This window comes from Rhizobium sp. CB3171, assembly GCF_029714265.1.
GTDB lineage: Bacteria > Pseudomonadota > Alphaproteobacteria > Rhizobiales > Rhizobiaceae > Rhizobium.
In genome coordinates, this window is sequence record NZ_CP121653.1 from 568930 (window position 1) to 586346 (window position 17417).

Consider the following 17417-nt stretch of genomic DNA (forward strand, 5'->3'; position numbering starts at 1 on the left):
CGTGGGCGCCTATTATCAAACATAGGCCGTCCGGTCTCCAAATTCGCTATCCTTGTCGAAATTCGTTGATCCTATGCGATCGCTTTCGCCCGAAAGCGATGATTGCTGCTTGCTGTTCGAAGAGGTGGACTCGGAGCTGGTATTCGAAGCAGTGCCAGTTTTGGTAGATTGACCGGCGGTGCTCGACTGCTCGCCGGCGGATTTTTCCAGCTTGGCCAGTTTTGCCTCCAAGGCGGCGAGGGCCTTTTGCAGCGTTTCAGCCTCGTCAGGGTCTTTTGTATTGGCAAGCTGCGCCTTCTTCGCGGCGATCTGTGCCTCAATCTTCGCGGCATCGTCCGAGGTTGAGGAAGTTGTGGAGGTGGAGCTCAACTGAGATCCCGTTGTCGCTGCAGAGATTGCACTGACCATTTTACGTCCTGATCGTTGCTTCGTTATTCGGAAGCCAGACCATGATGCGTAGTGCATTAATTGAGCGTAAATAGTCGAACGCGCGAAATCGAATGTAATTTTGCTTGTCGCGAATGATGTATTCGAGCAATCTGCAAAACATATCAATAAATCCAGAGTGATATATGGATGCATCGAAAGATGTACTGGATAAATACAAGGGGCTTCGGTTATATTGGAAACGTCCGGACAAGAAATTTCCTAAAAATGCCTTGTTTCCGCAACGTTCGGAAACACTTTCGACGATAGTTGCTGTAAATTCATATGCGGTCCTGAGCCTTCAAATGCTCTGGTCACCCGCATGCCGGCTTCGTCAGACGCCCCCAACATGAATGGCGAAGCCGGTTTTTCTTTCTATGAGACGAATGATCAATCTTTACATACTGAGATTCTAGTCAGCCACGATCAGTCTCGTGAAAGAGCTGCCACGGGATCGAGCCTTGACGCATTGCGCGCCGGCAGGTAGCCGAAGGTAAGCCCGATCGCACAGGAACAGGTAAATGCGAGTGCGATGGTACTTCCCGAATAGACCATGGCGAAGTTTGACCCCAACCGGTTGAAGGCAAGGCCGAAGCCAAGCGCAAGGGCAATCCCTAGCGCGCCGCCCAGGAGGCAGACCAGCACGGCCTCGATCAGGAATTGCTGCAATATATCCTGTCGGCGGGCACCGACTGCCATGCGAACGCCGATCTCGGCGATACGCTCGGACACAGAGACGAGCATGATGTTCATGACGCCGATACCCCCGACAAGCAGCGAGATGACGGCAATTGCGGAGACAAGCAGGGTCAGCGTCCGCGTTGTGCTTGCAATCGTCTGACGGATGTCGTCGGTATTGAGAACGAAAAAATCCTTGGTGCCGTGCCGGCGCTCCAGGAATTGCGTCACCGCGGCCTCGGCGAGCGTGCTTTCGGTATCGTCTTTGACGCGCACGGTGACGCTGCGCAGCGACATATCGCCGAGGAACCGGGCCTGCACGCTGGTATAAGGAAGATAGATCGACAGATTGTCGCTGGACCCGAAACCACCCTGCTGCGAGGCGATGACGCCGATGACGCGGACAGGCACCTGGCCAACGAATATCACCTGCCCGGTGGGATCGAGGCCCTTGCTTGCAAAGAGCGTTGTTGCCGTATTCTGATCGATCACGGCATCCTGCACCATCCGTCGCACGCCGTCTGCGTCGAACAGCCGTCCGGCCACAAGTTTCGAACCCTTGACCGAAAAATAAGCGTCGCCCACGCCATTGATCAGCGCATTGGCCTCCGTCGAGCCGAACCGGACCGTCTTGCTGGTCGAAACGGTCGGCGTGACGGCGGCGACATAGGTCAGTTTGGCCAGGGCATCGGCATCGGCGACCACCAGGGTCTTTATGCGCCCTGAACGGATATCTCCGAAACTTTTGCCTGGAAAAATCTCCAGCGTATTGGTGCCGAGATTGTTGATATTGGCCAATACCTTGCGCTGCGATCCTTCCCCAAGCGCAACGACGCAAACGACCGAGGCGATGCCGATGATGATGCCGAGCATGGTGAGGAACGTGCGCAGCCGATGCGCCTTCAAGGCGAGGATCGCCATGAGAAAGGCCTCGCGCAACCGGTTGCCCAGCTCACGCCAGCCGCTGCCGCGCTCCTTCTCGGGCATGGAGCCGTGATTGCTAGAAACCCGCGTATTTTTGGCGGATGAGCGCCTGTCGGCGACGATGTGGCCGTCGGAAATCTCGATGACTCGCTGCGCGCGGGCCGCGACTTTCATATCGTGGGTGACGATCACTACGGTATGGCCTTCGGCGTGCAGCTCGGAAAGGATGCCAAGCACTTCATCGCCGCTTTGCTGATCGAGCGCGCCGGTCGGTTCATCGGCGAGGATGACATTGCCGTTGTTCATCAAGGCACGCGCAATGGAAACACGCTGCTGCTGTCCGCCGGAAAGCTGACCAGGCTTGTGCCCGGTCCTGTCGCCCATGCCAAGCCGGTCAAGAAGCGCGGCGGCGCGGGCATGCCGCGCCTGATTTGATTGGTCGGCATAGATCGCGGGGACTTCGACATTGCCAAGTGCGCTCAGCTCGGAAAGCAGATGATAGCGCTGGAAGATAAAGCCGAAATGCTCTCGCCTCAGCGTCGAAAGTGCATCGCTGTCGAGCTGATGCGTCTCGGTGCCGGCGATCGCATAAGCGCCGTCGGTGGGGTGATCGAGCAGGCCGATGATGTTCATGAGCGTCGATTTGCCGGAACCGGAAGGGCCGACGATGGCGACCATCTCTCCTTCGGCGATCGACAGATCGATGTCCTTCAGCACGGTAATGGTACGGTCGCCGGATTGGTATTCCCGGCTCACTCCCTTCAGTTCTATGAGTGGGACAGCCATCGCTCAGAACCCCATGGGCGGCGGTGGCCCGCCGACACTGCTGCTGGTCGTCGTGCTTGTGCTTGCTTCGCCGATAACGACGCGCTCGCCTTCCGAAAGGCCCGACCGCACCTCGGCGGTGACGTTGTTGTTGAGGCCGATGATGATTTTTCTGGAGGTCTGCTGTCCGTCCGCTGCGACCACGTGCACATTGTAGGATCCGTCAGCGGCTTTCGCTCCAAGCGCCGATGATGGAATGACCAGCGCATTTTTCGCCGCGCCAAGCACGATATGGACTTCAGCCGACATATAGGTGCGGAAACGGTTGTCCTGGTTCGATACGGCGAAGATGCCGTTGTAGTAAATCGCAGACGACGATGAGGAGGAGGTCGACGTGCTGCTGGATGAGGTCGTGCTGGAAGAGGTGACGCTGCTGTCGCTGGTGATCGATTCCGGCGCTGGCTCAATCGATTGCAGCACGGCATCGTAGCGGGTGGCGGGGTCTCCGAGGATGGTGAAATAGACCGGCTGGCCCACCTTGGTCCTGACGACGTCGGCCTCCGATATCTCGGTGCGAACGATCATCGTGTCGAGCTGGCCGAGAATGACGATCGTCGGCGCTGATTGGGCCGCATTGACCGTCTGGCCCTGCTGGTTGACGATGGCAAGCACGGTCCCGTCCATCGGCGCGGTGATGCGCGTGTAGGACAGATTTGCCCGCGCCGCCTCCACCGCGACTTCTGCTGCAACGATCTGCGCATCGAGGGCAGCGATCTGGGCGGTGATCTTCTTGACGCTGGCCTCCGCACTATCGAGATCCGCCTTGGAGCCGGCTTGATTGCGAAAAATCGTCTGCTGCCGCGTCAGCGTCTGTTGTGCATTGACAAGGTCGGCTTCGCTTTCCTCGCGTTGCGCCTTGACATTGGCGAGCGAGGCTTGAGCGGTTTTCAGATCGTTGTTTTGCGTCGTGGAGTCGATCTCGGCAATCAGCGTGTCCTTCTTGATCTCATCGCCGAGCTTGACATTCAGCGCGGTAATCCGCCCCGAGACCTGCGCGCCGACCGCGACCAGCTTGACCGGTTTGAACGTCCCCGACGCAAGCACCGCTTCCTCGACATCCCCTCGCGCAACCGTGGCGGTGATGGCGGACGAGCCCTTCTGGGCGAAGATATCGTCGTGAAACAGGAATGCAGCGGCGGCGGCAAGCAGAGCGAATACGGCGAAAGCCAAGCCTGGCCGCCGAAACCGGTTTTTTCGCGGGGTGCCCAATGGCCGCGCGCGCAATAAGGCTCGGTCAGCTTCTTTCAGTTCGGTTCGTATCGTCATCGGGCTTAGAGAGTTCAGCATGGATTTATCTGGCTGCGGTCAGGTGCGGACCGCTGTTGGCGTGGCCATGGCGGGTCCGAAGGTATCGACCTCGCCTCCCAGCCTCCGCCCAGAACCTTGTTGAGGGCGACATAATCGGTGGCGATCAACGTCTGGCTCTCTATCAGGGCTTCTTCCGCACTGTAAAGCGAGCATTCGGCGGGTATTCTTGATAAGGGATTGGTCCGGGGATGCCGGGGCGGGGCTCCCCGGACCATGCCGCCTTTTCTGGGGTCGTCGCTCCTTCCAACTGACAGAGATCGGACAAATTACGTCCGGGGGGTCAATCCCTGTCGGGTGGAGATAGAATGGCTTGTCCATAAAGGCGGAAGCTTCCGGCTCCTAGTGGAACCGGCCAGGACCTGGATCGAGCGACCGTTCAGCATCCTCAAGCTTCTTGAGCTGATAAGTGGTCAAAACGGAGCGAAGTGCCGCCGCTTTATCTTTCAACACACGAGCCTTGGCAGCACGGTCCAGCACGTGATCGGCAATCTCTTCGCCGAACAATTCGGACGGTTTACTCGAACCGGCATCAGGCGCCGATGGTTTCGTTTCGGTCTCCGAAACGGGCTTCGGTGGCATTTGCTCCGGAACATCGAGAAGGTCTGTCAATGCGGCGGTATAGTCCCTCCAGGCGTCAAGCTGGGCGACATGGATACCGATCAGCGTTTCCATCGCCGATAGCCTGCTTGCAAGCTCCAATGCGTGATCCGGCCGAGGGGGGAAATCGGGAGGCGGCGCGTGAGGCGGCGGGAAGGGCAAACCGTTGTCAAATGCCATCATAGGGCTGCCCAACCGAGGGTCGCCGCGAAAGCCGGGGCATGGCCCTCGTTCCGGCCCCATCCACGCCGGCGAAGGTCCCATCCTCTCAGCACCGACACCCTGTTCGATGCTCGGGATTGGAGACTCCTGGGCAAGAGCCGGAACAATCATGCCGCCGATGGTTGTTGACATTAAGATTGCGACAATACGCAAGTGCCTCATGATCAGTGCCTTCGAATTCGCTTCAATTCACTGATGCAAAGCTAGTCGGAGCATATAAACGGCATGCGTCTTTATGTTTCCAAGTATTTCTTCGCGGGGGATTGTTGCGAACGAAGTTTGCTGTAACCCTCTCAGCAAAAATTCATTACAAAATTTTTCTTCGTTTGTTTGTCCAGGCTTTGATATGGACGGAATGACGACTGGAGCAATGTCTGCGATTTGTCGCTACGTGCCTTGACGGATAGTTCTGAAGGAATTCGTGCAACCGCGAAGATTCAGACTTCATCAAAGAATCCAAGCTAAGTTCTTTTAAAATTTTGGATAAATGATTGTGGCCTGGCAAGTTCTGATCGGCAATGTTGCAGCCGTCTCGCTTCTCATTTCGGTGTGGATGCACCTCCACTACCGGCTCTATCGTCTTTCTGAGGTCCAGGCCAAAATCGCCTTCGGTCTGATGATGGGGCTGGGAGCGATCGTTTCCATGGCATTGTCCGTAGAAATCGATAGTGGCTACTATGTCGATCTACGCTCCACCTTGCTTGCCGTGTCGGCTGTTTACGGCGGGCCGCTGGCTATCCTGGTCACCGGCATGCTTACGGCAGCCTATCGGATCTCCATGGGCGGCGCGGGCCTTCAACCGGGCCTGATCTCGATCGCGGTCGTGTCGCTCCTCGGGACGTCGATGCATTTCTTGTTTCGCCGGCAGCCGATGAATTTCAAGAGAATTGCCGCCTCCGCCTTCACTGTAGCTTCGGTTTCCGTGGCAATGAGCCTTGCATATCGAGGCAATGGCTCCCCGATCACAGCTCTCGGATTCATCGTTATGGGGTTCGTTGCAACCTTGGTCGCGGCCTCTGTTATCACCTACTTCCACGCCTTCACCGTCGAGAGAGACATCTTGCGGGCTGCACTTACTCAAGCGCCCGACCTCTATTATGTCAAAGATCGCAAGAGCCGTTTCCTGGTAGCCAACCTGAACGTCGCACGAAACCACGGTCGCACGAAATCGTCTGACATGGCCGGTCTGACCGATTTCGATCTCTATCCTAGCGAAATGGCGCAGGCGTTTTTCGATCGCGAACAGGAGATCATGTCGACGGGAGATCCGATGGTGGATTTCGAGGAGCCCTATGTCGTCGAAGACGGCCGAAAGCGCTGGTTTCTGACGTCAAAGGTGCCTTTGCGAGATCGCTATGGCAATTTGATCGGGCTTGCTGGAGTGACGCGTGACATCACCGAGGAAAAGCGCCTGATACAAGAAGCCGTCGAAAGCAAGAATGTGCTTTCGCAAGCGATGGCGGAAATGTCGGACGGGCTCGCCATGTTCAATCCGGACGGCAAGCTGGTGTTCTGCAATGATCAGTACCGCGCCGCATTTCCTCGCTCGGGATATGCCAGAAAGCCGGGTGCGCACATTTCGGATATTGTCCGAGCCGTGGTGCGAAATGCGGAGAGGATCGATGTCAGCCCTGACGTCAGCGAAGAATGGATACAGGCTTCCGCCGCCCAGCTTTTCCTGACGCGCGACACTGAAATTCCTCTGTTCGACGGACGCTGGCTCAGCCTGCGCACCCGGTTGGCGTCCGATGGATCCGCTCTGGTGGTGGTCTCGGACATCACGTCGATGAAGCATTCCGAGGAACAATTGAAGCAGCTTGCTCAGAAGATGACCGGGCTTGCCTATACCGATGCATTGACCGGTATTGCCAATCGCCGGGTATTCGACGAAGTGATCCTAACGGAGTTTGCCCGCGCACGCCGAAACAGCTCTCCCCTTAGTCTGCTGCTTATAGATATCGATCATTTCAAGAGCTTCAACGACACCTACGGTCATCTTGAGGGCGACAAATGCCTCAAGGCCATCGGCGACATTCTCCGTTCGGTTGTCACACGACCGTCCGACCTTGCGGCTCGCTTTGGGGGCGAAGAATTTGCGATCGTTCTGCCTGGAACGGACAGAGACGGCGCCTTGAACCTCGCCGGGGTTCTGCGCTCGACCCTCAATCAACTCGCAATACCACACAGCGCAAGCAGCAAATCGATCGTGACGACCAGCATCGGAGTGGCAAACATGTCCGATGGATCGACATTCGCAAGTGTCGCCGATTTGGTGCGGGCCGCGGACCAAGCACTCTATGGTGCCAAGACAAAGGGCCGTGACTGCATCGCAGCGGCTGGCGAGCAGGCAACGGCCGCATAGTTGGATCATTCTAAATTTGCCGTCAGGTCCGCTTTCCGGGAACAAAGCACGCTACCAAATGTTCGATGCGCGGCGAGCTTCTCCCTTAGCTCTCCAACGTGCCGCTCCCAGTGCGGCCATCAGAAGACTGTCTACGGAACGCTTCCGCTGTCAATGCAGCCTTCTATAAAGCACGGCAGGGAACACGCCATGCGCCCTTCCCACTGTTCCCTGCCGTGTCTGGCATTATAGAAAAAATCATTTTTCGTCGGCTCGATCGCGATGATCGAGCCGGCACAATTTCATCGCGTGGCTTCCTGGGTTCGCGGGGCGGCATGGAGTTCGTTCAGCAGGATGGCGGCGGCCCCGATTGCCGCCGGAACGGCGAGTGCGCAGAAGATGCCACGGAAATCCCAGCCGAAGCCGAGCAACAGACCGCCGATCGACGACCCCAGAATGCTGCCCAGCCGGCCGACGCCCAGCATCCAGCTCACACCGGTCGCACGGGCAAAGGTGGGATAGCGGCCCGGAGCATAGGCGTTGAGACCCGTTTGGCCGCCGCTCATGAAGAAGCCGACTATGCCGACAATCAGCGCGAGGGCAACGGAGGTCAGGCCGGTGAATGCGAGCACGATCAGAGCGACGGCGCCGAGCAGATAGGATAGGGAGATCGCGCTCTTTGACCCGATCCGGTGCATGGCAAAGCCCACGACAACCGCACCGATCGTGCCGCCGAGCTGGAACATGGCGGTGACGCTGGCCGCGGTTTCGATCGGCATCCCGGCATCCTTGATCATGGTCGGCAACCAGCTTGTCGTCAGGTAGATGACCAGCAGACCCATGAAGTAGCACAGCCAGAGCGTCAGCGTGCGTATGATGAACGTGGGTGTGAATAGGAGCGCAACAGGCTGCGCCGCGGTCACCCGTTCGTCATCCAGCGTAAATGCGGATACGGCTTTCAGGTCCTGACCGGTCACGCCGGCGAGCTGATTGCGGATGCGATCGGTGGGAGCTCCGCGGACGACCATGAAGCGGGCCGATTCCGGCAGCACGAAAAACAAGATCACGGAAAGCGCGAGCGGCACGATGCCGCCGAACACGAGCACCGAATGCCAGCCGAACGTTGGCAGCAGATATGCCGCGACAAAGCCGATGATCGCCGAGCCGAAGTTGAAGCCGGTGAACATGATCGCCAGAATAACGGAGCGCTTTTGCTCTGGCACGTATTCCGACAGCAGCGTTGTCGTATTGGGCATTGCGGCGCCGAGGCCAAGGCCGGTCAGAAAACGGAGTACCGCCATCTCAGTGGGACTTTGAGTAAGCGCCGTTAGCAGGCTCAAGACGCCGAAGGCGAACACCGAGCCGAGCAATACGCGGCGGCGTCCGAACCAATCGGAAGACGAACCTGCAAAGATCGCGCCGATGGCCAGGCCAACCGGCGCCGCAGCCATAACAAGGCCAAAGGCAGGCTTTGAGATGCCCCAGTCGCCCGTGATGGCGGGAGCAAGAAAGCCCATGATCGCGACGTCCATGCCGTCGCAGAAGACGATGAGGAAGCAGAGAACAGTCAGTGTCCATTGCATTCGCGACATCGGGCGGCTGTTGATGTAAGACCTGATCTCCAGGACGGCTGGCTGTGTCATGTACTCCTCCGACATGATGGTTGCGCGTGTCCGCACGAGGCTGATGGCTGGGCGCTCTCGAACGGCGTTGTGCTTGGATCATCCAGGCATCGATCCGCTCGAGGAATGGCTTTGCGAAAGCGCTTGATCGACGCTTGCCGTCAACCTCCTCTGCCCCTCGCGCTTCGTTGACGGGCCAAGCAGTACGCGTCTTGCACCATCACCTCCAATCCAATCAGAGGGCCGGGGTATAAGCAGCGGCTATAGAGTGCCAGCGCCCCAAGCGAGGTGGTCCCGGAAATCGCAAACGTCCAAACCTTCGCAATGCCGCGTCGCGGCGCCACGCGGCTAAAGGGACGGTCCCACCTCTTGAGGTGGCTGGTATCGCGCAGGCGCGCGAGCATTAAAGAGGCTCACATGCCGCGCGGCTAACGTTCGCGGAAAGCGTCTTAAGGGAAGGCTATAGCCGGCTTTGTCTCGCTCCCGCTTCCTCACGGATGTCGTCGAGAAAGGCTGCCTGAGCGGCCGTGGGCAGCCACCCCTTGCGTATGGTGATGCCGATCGGCCGTTCGGTATGGGCGAGATCGAAGGGCAGGGATGCCATAAGGCCGCGTTCGATCTCCGCTGCCGCCTGGCCGCCCGAGATGAAACCGAGATGGTCGCTTTGGTCGAGCAGCTCGCGCATGAGGATCAGCGAGCTGGACTCGACCACGCTTCTCGGTCCCGGCGATTGCCCTTGGCACAGGGCGTCGAAATGCGCTCTTATCGGCGTGCCGCTGGTTGCGACAACCCAAGGGTAGGATGCCAGATCGCCTATGCATATCGGGGATTTTCCGACGAGCGGATGGCGCTTGCCTGCGACGATCACCACGATGTCATTGAACAGCGTTTCCTGCTCCACGTCGTCGATGGGAAGCGGATTGCGCATCGCTCCGATCAGGAAATCGATCTCGCCGCGCCGCAGGCCACCGAGCAGTTCGGCATAGACGCCCTCGACTACCTTGATCGGCAGCTTCGGCCGCTTCTTGCGAAACCGGGCGATCGCCGACGGCAGGATGAACGAGCGCGAAAGGGGCATGCCGCCCACGACGATCAGTCCAGCCTCCTGCGCTCGGGCTTCGGCGAGATCCGCCTCTGCCTGATGCAATTCGGCGAAGGCGAGGCGGGTCGCCTGCGCCAGGTTCTGCGCCAGGCGCGTGGCAACCATGCCATAGGACGTTCTCTCGAACAGAGGACGCGCGGCCTCCTTTTCGAGCTGGCTCACAGCGCGATGGACGGTCGGCTGCGCCACCCCGAGCCGCCGTGCCGCAAGCGTGAAATTCTCCAGCTCCCTGACGGCGACCAGGGCTTCGAGCTGCGCCGAGGTCGCCGTAACCTTGAGCCTGGACGCAAGCTCGGTCAGCGCGGGATCGAGATAGGAGAAGGCACGCCTCACGCGCAGAACCAGGAGCTTGCCCTCATCGTTGATGAAGAGGCCATGCGGCGAACGCGTGAACAACGCATATCCAAGCGTCTTTTCGATCTTGGATATGGCCTGCGTGACCGCCGGCTGGGATACGTAGCAGATCTCGGCGGCGCGCGTGACAGAGCCCGTTTCGACGACGGCCAGGAAAACGCGTAGATGCCGCAGATTGTGCCTCATCGGATCGCCGCGGCTCCCTTGTCCCTCTCCTCATCCATTCGTTTGAGGATGCTGTCGGCTCGGCTGGCAAGATCGTCGATATCTGCCGGCACGGAAAGCGCTGCGATCTCGTCCTGCCAAGCGGCGATGGCTGCCGACATCCTGTCCGGAAGCCCGAGATCACGGACAGTGGCGGCAACCTCCCGCATCTCGGCCGCCCGGCGGGCGCCATGCACCATCATTCGTTCGAGGTTGTAGGAGCTGCGCTTGGCCCAATCTATGCCGGGATCGGAGGCCTGCAACGAAGCGATGACGGCGTTTTCCACGCCGGCACGGCGGGCCGCGAGCATCGATTCAGCCGTCAGAGCCTCCAGGCCCTTGATTATGACGGAGCGCAGCATCTTGATCGAGGACGCTTGCCCCACCTTCTCACCCGCAGGCTTCGGCTTCATTCCGAGATGCTCAAGCGCCTCGATAGCCGCTTCGGCATGGGGACCGGAAACCAAAAGTGGCGCCAGATGGCGGGCCGGATGCACGGGTGACATGACGGCGACATCGACATAACGACCGCCTGCCGCTTCGATCGCTTCGGCTGCGATGATTTTGGCGGAGGGCGAACAGGAATTGCAGTCGAAATAGAGCGCGCCGGCCTTGAGCCATTTGGCCGCCTCTCTTGCAGCGGGCAAAGCCTGATCGGCTGTGACGAGGCTGAAGATGATCTCGGCGTCAGAGAGTGATTGCCGGGCTTCATCGGCATGTCGGACGTCGAGTTCGGCGCAGGCTGTTGCGATTTGGCCGGCGCTGAGCGGATCGGCGCTCTTGATGTCATAGGCGACAAGCACCGCGCCGTCAGGCCGTGTCCAGCCCGATGCGAATGCGCGTGCTGCTTCACCGAATCCGATCATGCCGATCTTGAAGTGGTTCATCATCCGTCCATCCCGCTACCAATCCATCAGTGCTCGCTTTAGACCAACAAAGCTCGCGTCGCCATTCGTTATAGCAAAAACTTATGGGCAAGGCGCCGAAAGAAAATTGGCAAACTGGCGGTTCGGAGCGACATACGGTTTCGAAAAACAGGAGGTTTCGATGTCCGACAAGAAGACCGCGTTGGTGATCAGCGCCCATGCCGCAGATTTCGTCTGGCGCTGTGGAGGGGCGATCGCCCTGCATGCCGACAAGGGTTATGAGGTCACCGTCGTCTGCTTGTCCTTCGGCGAGCGAGGCGAGTCCGCCAAGCTCTGGAAACAGAAGGACATGACGCTCGAGCGCGTCAAGGCTGCCCGGCGTGCCGAGTCGGAAAAGGCCGCGCAGGCGCTCGGCGTCCATGACCTGATCTGCTTCGACCTCGGCGACTATCCCCTGCGCATGACGGATAACGACAAGTATCGCCTCGTCGACGTGATCCGCAAGGTGCAGCCCTCCTTCATGCTGAGCCACTCGCAATATGATCCCTACAATACCGACCATATGTATGCGACGCAGGTCGCGCTCGAAACGCGTATGATCGCGCAGGCCTGGGGCCACAATCCCGGCGAAAGTGTCCTCGGCGCGCCGCAGCTCTACCTGTTCGAACCGCATCAGACGGAGCAGATGGGTTGGAAGCCGGACGTGTTTCTCGACGTCACCGCCGTCTGGGATAAGAAGCGGGCCGCCATCGAATGCATGGAAGGGCAGGAGCATCTGTGGGAATTCTATACCCGCGTCGCCCAGAACCGTGCCAACCATTTCCAGCGCAATTCCGGCGGCCAATCCGGCGGCCGTGCGGCCCAATATGCGGAAGGCTTTCAGTCGGTTTTCCCGCGCACGGTCGACGAGCTCTGATGACGCTCTCGGGAGGAGCCTGAAAATGGAACCCTGTTTCGACATCGCCCACCTCGGTCACGTCGAGATGTTCACCGACAAATACGACGAGAGCCTCGATTTCTTCGTCAATGTCTATGGATTGACCTTGGCGGGCGAGGACGAGAGTTCCGCCTATCTGCGTGGCTGGGACGATTACGAGTTTCATACCCTGAAACTGACGCGCCATGAGACGACCGGGATCGGGCATGTTGCCTACAGGGTCTCGTCGCCGGAAGCGCTTGAACGGCGCGTCAGGGCAATCGAGGCAAGCGGTTACGATGTGCTCGGCTGGGTGGACGGCGATATGGGCCATGGCAGGGCGTTCCGATTCAGGGATCCTTTCGGTCATATCTTCGAAATCTATTGGGAGACGGTCCGCTACGATCCGCCGCCGGAGGAGCGGCCGAAGCTCAAGAATCTCGCCCAGCGCTATCATGCGCGGGGCTGCCATCCGCGCCGTCTCGATCACCTGAACCTGCTCGCGGCGGACGTGTTCGAGTTCCGCAAGTTCATGGAGACCTGTCTCGGATCGCGCGTGACGGAAATGATCCAGCTCGACAATGGCCGCCTTGGCGGGTGCTGGTTCACGGTCAACAACAAAACCTATGACCTTGCCTGCACAGAAGAACACGGCGGCGGCGATGGGCGCCTGCACCACGTAACTTATGCGACCGACACGCGCGAAGAAATCCTGCGTGCGGCCGACATTTTCCTCGAAAACGGCATCCACATCGAGACCGGGCCTCACAAGCACGCGATCCAGGGGACTTTCTTCCTCTATGTCTGGGAACCGGCGGGCAACCGGGTCGAGCTCGCCAATTCGGGCGCACGGCTGATCCTCGCACCCGACTGGCAACCCGTCGTCTGGACCGAGGCCGAGCGAAAGAAGGGCCAGGCCTGGGGTCTGAAAACAATCGAAACTTTCCATACGCACGGGACACCACCCGCAAAGAAGCAAGGAGACCATTGATGGGAGTCGTCGTTCAGAACATCTCGCGCGCTGAACCTGACCTGATCGGAAGGCTTGCCAGGGCAGGGGTCGCGACGGTCCACGAGGCGCAGGGCCGAAAGGGAATGCTGGCAAGCTACATGCGGCCGATCTATTCCGGCGCGCAGGTTGCGGGATCGGCGGTGACGATTTCAGCGCCTCCCGGCGATAATTGGATGGTCCATGTGGCGATCGAGCAGCTCGGGGAAGGAGACATTCTTGTCCTTGCGCCGACGTCGCCTTGCGACAATGGTTATTTTGGCGATCTGCTCGCGACCTCGGCCATGGCGCGCGGCTGCCGCGGTCTTGTGATCGATGCAGGTGTTCGCGATGTGCGAGATCTGACGCAGATGGGCTTTCCCGTCTGGTCGAAGGCGGTCTCCGCCCAGGGGACCGTCAAGGAGACGGTCGGCTCGGTGAATGTACCCGTCGTCTGCGCCGGAGCCCATATCGAGGCCGGCGATGTCATCGTTGCCGATGATGACGGCGTCTGCGTTGTCAAGCGGGCCGAAGTGGCGGACGTGGTGGCAGCGGCGGAGAAGCGGCTTGCCAACGAAGAAGCCAAACGCAAGCGTCTGGCATCTGGTGAACTGGGCCTCGACATCTACGGCATGCGCGAGACGCTGGCGGCAAAGGGCCTCAAATATGTATGAGGAGGGCATCCCCTGCTTGTGGATGCGCGGCGGCACGTCGAAGGGCGCCTATTTTCTCGCCGAGCACCTGCCGACCGACAAGGCGGAACGCGACGATCTCCTGCTGAGGATCATGGGCTCGCCCGATCCGCGCCAGATCGACGGCATCGGCGGGGCTGACCCGCTAACGTCGAAGGTCGCCGTGCTCTCCGCATCCACACGCGAAGACGCGGATGTGGATTACCTCTTCCTGCAGGTCTTCGTCGATCAGGCGCTGGTGAGCGATGCGCAGGGATGCGGCAACATCCTTGCGGGTGTCGGTCCCGCCGCCATAGAGCGCGGTTTGGTGAAGCCGGCTGGGGATATTACTGAAGTTCGCATCCACATGCTCAACTCGGGCGAGGTCGCGGTCGCCAAGATCGAGACGCCGAACGGGCGGGTGAACTACGCGGGGACCGCCTCGATTGCGGGCGTGCCGGGCAAGCATGCCGCCGTTCCGCTGCTGTTTACGAACATTGCGGGAGCGATGTGCGGCGCATTGCTGCCGACAGGCAACGAGATCGATATCATCGATGGCGTCGAAGCAACTCTCATCGACAACGGCATGCCCTGTGTGATCATGCGGGCGTCCGACTTCGGCCTGACGGGACAAGAAAATCGCGAGGAGCTTGAGGCGAAGGCCGAGGTCAAATCGCGGATCGAGGCAATCCGCCTCAAGAGCGGGCCGATGATGAAACTCGGCGAGGTCACCACCGCATCCGTTCCGAAAATGATCCTGGTCTCTTTGCCAGAAAATGGCGGCGCCATCTCCACGCGCAGTTTCATCCCACACCGCGTCCATGCGTCCGTCGGTGTGCTTGCGGCGGTGACGGTCGCGACGGCCACACGCCTGAAGAATAGCACGGCGGGAAAAATGGTGAACGCGCCGGCAGACGGTCGCTACGAGATCGAGCATCCGACGGGAAGCATGGAGGTGTTCCTGGATCTGGACAGTCAGGGAGAGATAAAGGGAGCGGGCACGATCCGTACTGCGCGAAAGCTGTTCGACGGCAGGGTTTTTCCGCGCTGAGGGCGCTCACCTAGGCGGTGTGGACAAATTCCTTATGCCACGATTGCCCTTCAAGCGCCCTCGCGCAGGCAGAGAGCGAGGCGCGAAGCCTACCGCGGGGTGGAACTCCGTCAAGGCCGAGCAACGCTGCCAGGGCCGCCGCTTCGCCAGGGGCCCTGGCCGACGAATTTTCGAGGAGGGTTTGAGCTTGTTGTTCGTTCCTTCGTCACGACGCCAAAAACCGACCCCTCCTCAATTCACAACCCGAAACGTTCACCATAGACGATAATGGATAAGAGATGTCGTCAAGACCTTATGAACGAGAGCAGGTCGGGGTTGAGGACATCCGCATGTGTGGTTAGCATGCCATGGGGGTAGCCGGCATAAGTTTTCAGCGACCCGTTCTTAAGCAGGTCGACCGCACGCGGCACCGAACTTGCGAATGGGACGACTTGATCCGCCTCGCCATGCATCACCAGCACCGGCACGGTGATCTTCTTGAGGTCTTCGGTATAATCTTCGAGCCAAGAGTCGACGGTCGCGTAGTGAGCGAGAGCACCGCCGGCCATGCCTTGGCGCCACCAGTTCGCGATGATTGCCTCCGAAGGCTCGGCCCCATCGAGGTTGTAGCCATAGAACGGGTTCTCAGGGACGAAACGGTAGAATTCCGACCGGTTGCCCAGCACGCCTGCCCGGATCGCTTCGAACCACTCCGGCGGCTGACCGGACGGGTTGTCCTCGCTCCGGTACATGTTCGGCGTCAGTGAGGCGACCAGCACCGCTTTCGAGACGCGCTCCTGGTGGCGAGCGACATAGCGAGCCACCTCACCGCCACCTGTCGAGTGCCCGATATGGATCGCGTCGCGCAGGTTGAGGTGTTCCGTCAGGGCCGCGAGGTCGGCAACCCAGTGGTCCATGTCGTTGCCGGTGCTGGGCTGGTCGGACCGGCCATGGCCGCGCCGGTCGTGGGCGATCACCCGATACCCGTGACGAAGGAAGAATGTCATTTGGGCATCCCAGTCGTCCGCTGTCAGCGGCCAACCGTGGCTGAAAACGATCGGCTGACCTGACCCCCAATCCTTGTAGAAGATGTTTACGCCATCTGTAGTAGTGATCGTGGACATTGTTCGGTTCCTTTAGATCAGCCGCGGACAGACGTCATCACTCACTGGCGCGGCGTTCCAGCGAGAAACTTGTGAAATAAATATGACCGGTCGTATATTTACTGGTCAGAATCGTTCAGGCCACAAGGGCGGGCAAAACGAAACCTTTAAAGCTGTCGAACGGCGACCGGCTACGTTCGACCTTGGCACGCGTGACTGCGCCTTCGAACGCGTCGATCAACGCGGCGGCAACCCCCAGATCCTTTCCAGCCGGCAATTCACCCTGGGCCTGGGAGAATGCGCCCATGACCATCAGATTGGCTATCGGAAATCCTCGCCCGAGAAGGCAAGGCTCTCTTTTCCGATCATCTTTTCCTCATCGCTTGACAGTTGACGTAGCGCGGACTGGTTGATTCAAGCCTGCTTTTTGGAGGCAGGCTTGAGCCGGGGCGATCTCACCGGGGCGGAATGGCGCATCCTGAAGGATTTGCTGCCCATCGAACGTAAGAACCGGGGTCCAGGCCGACCTCCCGAACAGAACCGTTCGATCATTAACGGCATACTCTGGCGGCTGCGGTGCGGTGCTCCGTGGCGCGATGTGCCGCCCAAATATGGGAGCTGGAACACCATCTACCGCCGGTTCCTGCGATGGAGCGAGGCCGCGGTCTGGGAGATCGTGGCGGTGACGCTGGCCGAGATCTGGCGGACAGTGGTCACTACAGCATCGACAGCACCACCGTCCGCGCCCACGTTTCGGCAGCAGGCGGAAAAGGGGGGCTCATCGACGCGCTCTTGGCCGCTCGCGGGGTGGGTTCACCAGTAAACTTCACTGCCTGGCTGACGCCCTCGGGCGACCGCTTGCGTTCCACCTGACGGGCGGCGAAGCCGCAGACTGCAAGGCGTATGAAGCCCTGATTGCCTTGCCAGAGCGGGCACCGGATGCCCTGCTTGCTGACAAGGGTTACGATGCTGACGCTATCCGTGCTGACCTTGCGAAACGGAACATCAATCCCGTCATCCCCGGTCGCTCAAACCGCCAGGTGAAGATTGAGCATGACCGCACGCTCTACAAGGGGCGCAACCGCATCGAGCGCATGTTCGGCCGCCTCGAGATCAACCGGGCCATCGCAACCCGCTACGACCAACTGGCCAGCAGCTTCCTCGGCATGGTCCACCTCGCCACTGCCAGATACTGGCTCAAATTTGTCCACGTCGCCTAGGATGAGCTAATGGGTGGCGT

At 59.7% G+C, this 17417-nt stretch carries 15 protein-coding genes and 1 pseudogene; 7 read left to right on the top strand and 9 right to left on the bottom strand.

The window, feature by feature from the left end; translation table 11 throughout:
* Window positions 1–15: 15 nt before the first annotated feature.
* The 4 genes from QA648_RS21895 to QA648_RS21910 all read right to left on the bottom strand — a co-directional run bounded on the left by QA648_RS21895 (window position 16) and on the right by QA648_RS21910 (window position 4833).
* Window positions 16–408, bottom strand: a complete 393-nt coding sequence (locus QA648_RS21895; protein ID WP_283053644.1) for a hypothetical protein — start codon at window positions 406–408, stop codon at window positions 16–18.
* Between the two features lie 444 nt (window positions 409–852).
* The gene (locus QA648_RS21900; RefSeq protein ID WP_283053646.1) at window positions 853–2814 is read right to left on the bottom strand and encodes a MacB family efflux pump subunit; all 1962 of its coding nucleotides are present in this window, start codon (window positions 2812–2814) and stop codon (window positions 853–855) included.
* A gap of 3 nt (window positions 2815–2817) precedes the next feature.
* Window positions 2818–4140 (bottom strand): efflux RND transporter periplasmic adaptor subunit, encoded by a 1323-nt coding sequence (locus QA648_RS21905; RefSeq protein WP_283053649.1) that lies wholly within the window; start codon window positions 4138–4140, stop codon window positions 2818–2820.
* Window positions 4141–4500: 360 nt separating this feature from the next.
* Window positions 4501–4833, bottom strand: coding sequence for a hypothetical protein (locus QA648_RS21910; RefSeq protein WP_283053651.1), 333 nt, complete (start codon window positions 4831–4833; stop codon window positions 4501–4503).
* A gap of 634 nt (window positions 4834–5467) precedes the next feature.
* On the opposite strand from QA648_RS21910, the gene QA648_RS21915 reads away from it, so the two are divergent.
* Window positions 5468–7342 (top strand): diguanylate cyclase, encoded by a 1875-nt coding sequence (locus tag QA648_RS21915; RefSeq protein WP_283053653.1) that lies wholly within the window; start codon window positions 5468–5470, stop codon window positions 7340–7342.
* Window positions 7343–7623: 281 nt separating this feature from the next.
* Here QA648_RS21915 and QA648_RS21920 read toward each other — a convergent pair whose 3' ends face one another.
* From QA648_RS21920 to QA648_RS21930, 3 genes are all read right to left on the bottom strand, one after another.
* The gene (locus QA648_RS21920; protein ID WP_283053655.1) at window positions 7624–8964 is read right to left on the bottom strand and encodes an MFS transporter; all 1341 of its coding nucleotides are present in this window, start codon (window positions 8962–8964) and stop codon (window positions 7624–7626) included.
* A 439-nt stretch (window positions 8965–9403) separates the two neighbouring features.
* Window positions 9404–10585, bottom strand: coding sequence for a LysR family transcriptional regulator (locus QA648_RS21925; protein WP_283053657.1), 1182 nt, complete (start codon window positions 10583–10585; stop codon window positions 9404–9406).
* Window positions 10582–11493: a DUF1932 domain-containing protein gene (locus tag QA648_RS21930; RefSeq protein ID WP_283053659.1), complete on the bottom strand. Its 912-nt coding sequence runs from the start codon at window positions 11491–11493 to the stop codon at window positions 10582–10584. The genes QA648_RS21925 and QA648_RS21930 overlap by 4 nt, the downstream gene beginning before the upstream one ends.
* Window positions 11494–11650: 157 nt before the next feature.
* On the opposite strand from QA648_RS21930, the gene QA648_RS21935 reads away from it, so the two are divergent.
* Genes QA648_RS21935 through QA648_RS21950 form a run of 4 tightly spaced genes read left to right on the top strand, consistent with a single transcriptional unit; the run spans window position 11651 to window position 15095 of the window.
* On the top strand, window positions 11651–12385 hold the full coding sequence (locus tag QA648_RS21935; protein ID WP_283053661.1) for a PIG-L deacetylase family protein: 735 nt from the start codon (window positions 11651–11653) through the stop codon (window positions 12383–12385).
* Between the two features lie 25 nt (window positions 12386–12410).
* Window positions 12411–13376: a VOC family protein gene (locus QA648_RS21940; RefSeq protein ID WP_260304855.1), complete on the top strand. Its 966-nt coding sequence runs from the start codon at window positions 12411–12413 to the stop codon at window positions 13374–13376.
* Window positions 13376–14047, top strand: coding sequence for a 4-carboxy-4-hydroxy-2-oxoadipate aldolase/oxaloacetate decarboxylase (locus QA648_RS21945; RefSeq protein ID WP_260304856.1), 672 nt, complete (start codon window positions 13376–13378; stop codon window positions 14045–14047). The genes QA648_RS21940 and QA648_RS21945 overlap by 1 nt, the downstream gene beginning before the upstream one ends.
* A complete protein-coding gene (locus QA648_RS21950; RefSeq protein WP_283053662.1) occupies window positions 14040–15095 on the top strand; it encodes a 4-oxalomesaconate tautomerase in 1056 nt (351 codons plus the stop codon). Before QA648_RS21945 ends, QA648_RS21950 begins: the two co-directional genes overlap by 8 nt.
* Before the next feature lie 284 nt (window positions 15096–15379).
* On the opposite strand, the gene QA648_RS21955 is transcribed toward QA648_RS21950, so the two are convergent.
* The gene (locus tag QA648_RS21955) at window positions 15380–16198 is read right to left on the bottom strand and encodes an alpha/beta hydrolase (protein WP_260304858.1); all 819 of its coding nucleotides are present in this window, start codon (window positions 16196–16198) and stop codon (window positions 15380–15382) included.
* A 115-nt stretch (window positions 16199–16313) separates the two neighbouring features.
* Window positions 16314–16490 carry a TetR family transcriptional regulator C-terminal domain-containing protein gene (locus QA648_RS21960; protein ID WP_283053666.1) on the bottom strand — a complete coding sequence of 59 codons (177 nt, stop codon included), beginning with the start codon at window positions 16488–16490 and terminating at the stop codon, window positions 16314–16316.
* A gap of 174 nt (window positions 16491–16664) precedes the next feature.
* Here QA648_RS21960 and QA648_RS21965 point away from each other — a divergent pair, with 174 nt between their 5' ends.
* Together QA648_RS21965 and QA648_RS21970 are read left to right on the top strand one after the other, a co-directional pair.
* On the top strand, window positions 16665–17000 hold the full coding sequence (locus QA648_RS21965; RefSeq protein WP_283054233.1) for a transposase: 336 nt from the start codon (window positions 16665–16667) through the stop codon (window positions 16998–17000).
* Window positions 16993–17397 (top strand): annotated as a pseudogene (locus QA648_RS21970) (IS5 family transposase); the annotation flags it as partial. The gene QA648_RS21965 and the pseudogene QA648_RS21970, both read left to right, overlap by 8 nt.
* Window positions 17398–17417: the final 20 nt, after the last annotated feature.

Excerpts from the sequence above, each read along its gene's own strand:
- QA648_RS21895 (WP_283053644.1), bottom strand. The coding sequence starts at position 408 with ATGGTCAGTGCAATCTCTGCAGCGACAACGGGATCTCAGTTGAGCTCC.
- QA648_RS21900 (WP_283053646.1), bottom strand. The coding sequence starts at position 2,814 with ATGGCTGTCCCACTCATAGAACTGAAGGGAGTGAGCCGGGAATACCAA.
- QA648_RS21905 (WP_283053649.1), bottom strand. The coding sequence starts at position 4,140 with ATGCTGAACTCTCTAAGCCCGATGACGATACGAACCGAACTGAAAGAA.
- QA648_RS21910 (WP_283053651.1), bottom strand. The coding sequence starts at position 4,833 with ATGGAAACGCTGATCGGTATCCATGTCGCCCAGCTTGACGCCTGGAGG.
- QA648_RS21915 (WP_283053653.1), top strand. The coding sequence starts at position 5,468 with ATGATTGTGGCCTGGCAAGTTCTGATCGGCAATGTTGCAGCCGTCTCG.
- QA648_RS21920 (WP_283053655.1), bottom strand. The coding sequence starts at position 8,964 with ATGACACAGCCAGCCGTCCTGGAGATCAGGTCTTACATCAACAGCCGC.
- QA648_RS21925 (WP_283053657.1), bottom strand. The coding sequence starts at position 10,585 with ATGAGGCACAATCTGCGGCATCTACGCGTTTTCCTGGCCGTCGTCGAA.
- QA648_RS21930 (WP_283053659.1), bottom strand. The coding sequence starts at position 11,493 with ATGATGAACCACTTCAAGATCGGCATGATCGGATTCGGTGAAGCAGCA.
- QA648_RS21935 (WP_283053661.1), top strand. The coding sequence starts at position 11,651 with ATGTCCGACAAGAAGACCGCGTTGGTGATCAGCGCCCATGCCGCAGAT.
- QA648_RS21940 (WP_260304855.1), top strand. The coding sequence starts at position 12,411 with ATGGAACCCTGTTTCGACATCGCCCACCTCGGTCACGTCGAGATGTTC.
- QA648_RS21945 (WP_260304856.1), top strand. The coding sequence starts at position 13,376 with ATGGGAGTCGTCGTTCAGAACATCTCGCGCGCTGAACCTGACCTGATC.
- QA648_RS21950 (WP_283053662.1), top strand. The coding sequence starts at position 14,040 with ATGTATGAGGAGGGCATCCCCTGCTTGTGGATGCGCGGCGGCACGTCG.
- QA648_RS21955 (WP_260304858.1), bottom strand. The coding sequence starts at position 16,198 with ATGTCCACGATCACTACTACAGATGGCGTAAACATCTTCTACAAGGAT.
- QA648_RS21960 (WP_283053666.1), bottom strand. The coding sequence starts at position 16,490 with ATGGTCATGGGCGCATTCTCCCAGGCCCAGGGTGAATTGCCGGCTGGA.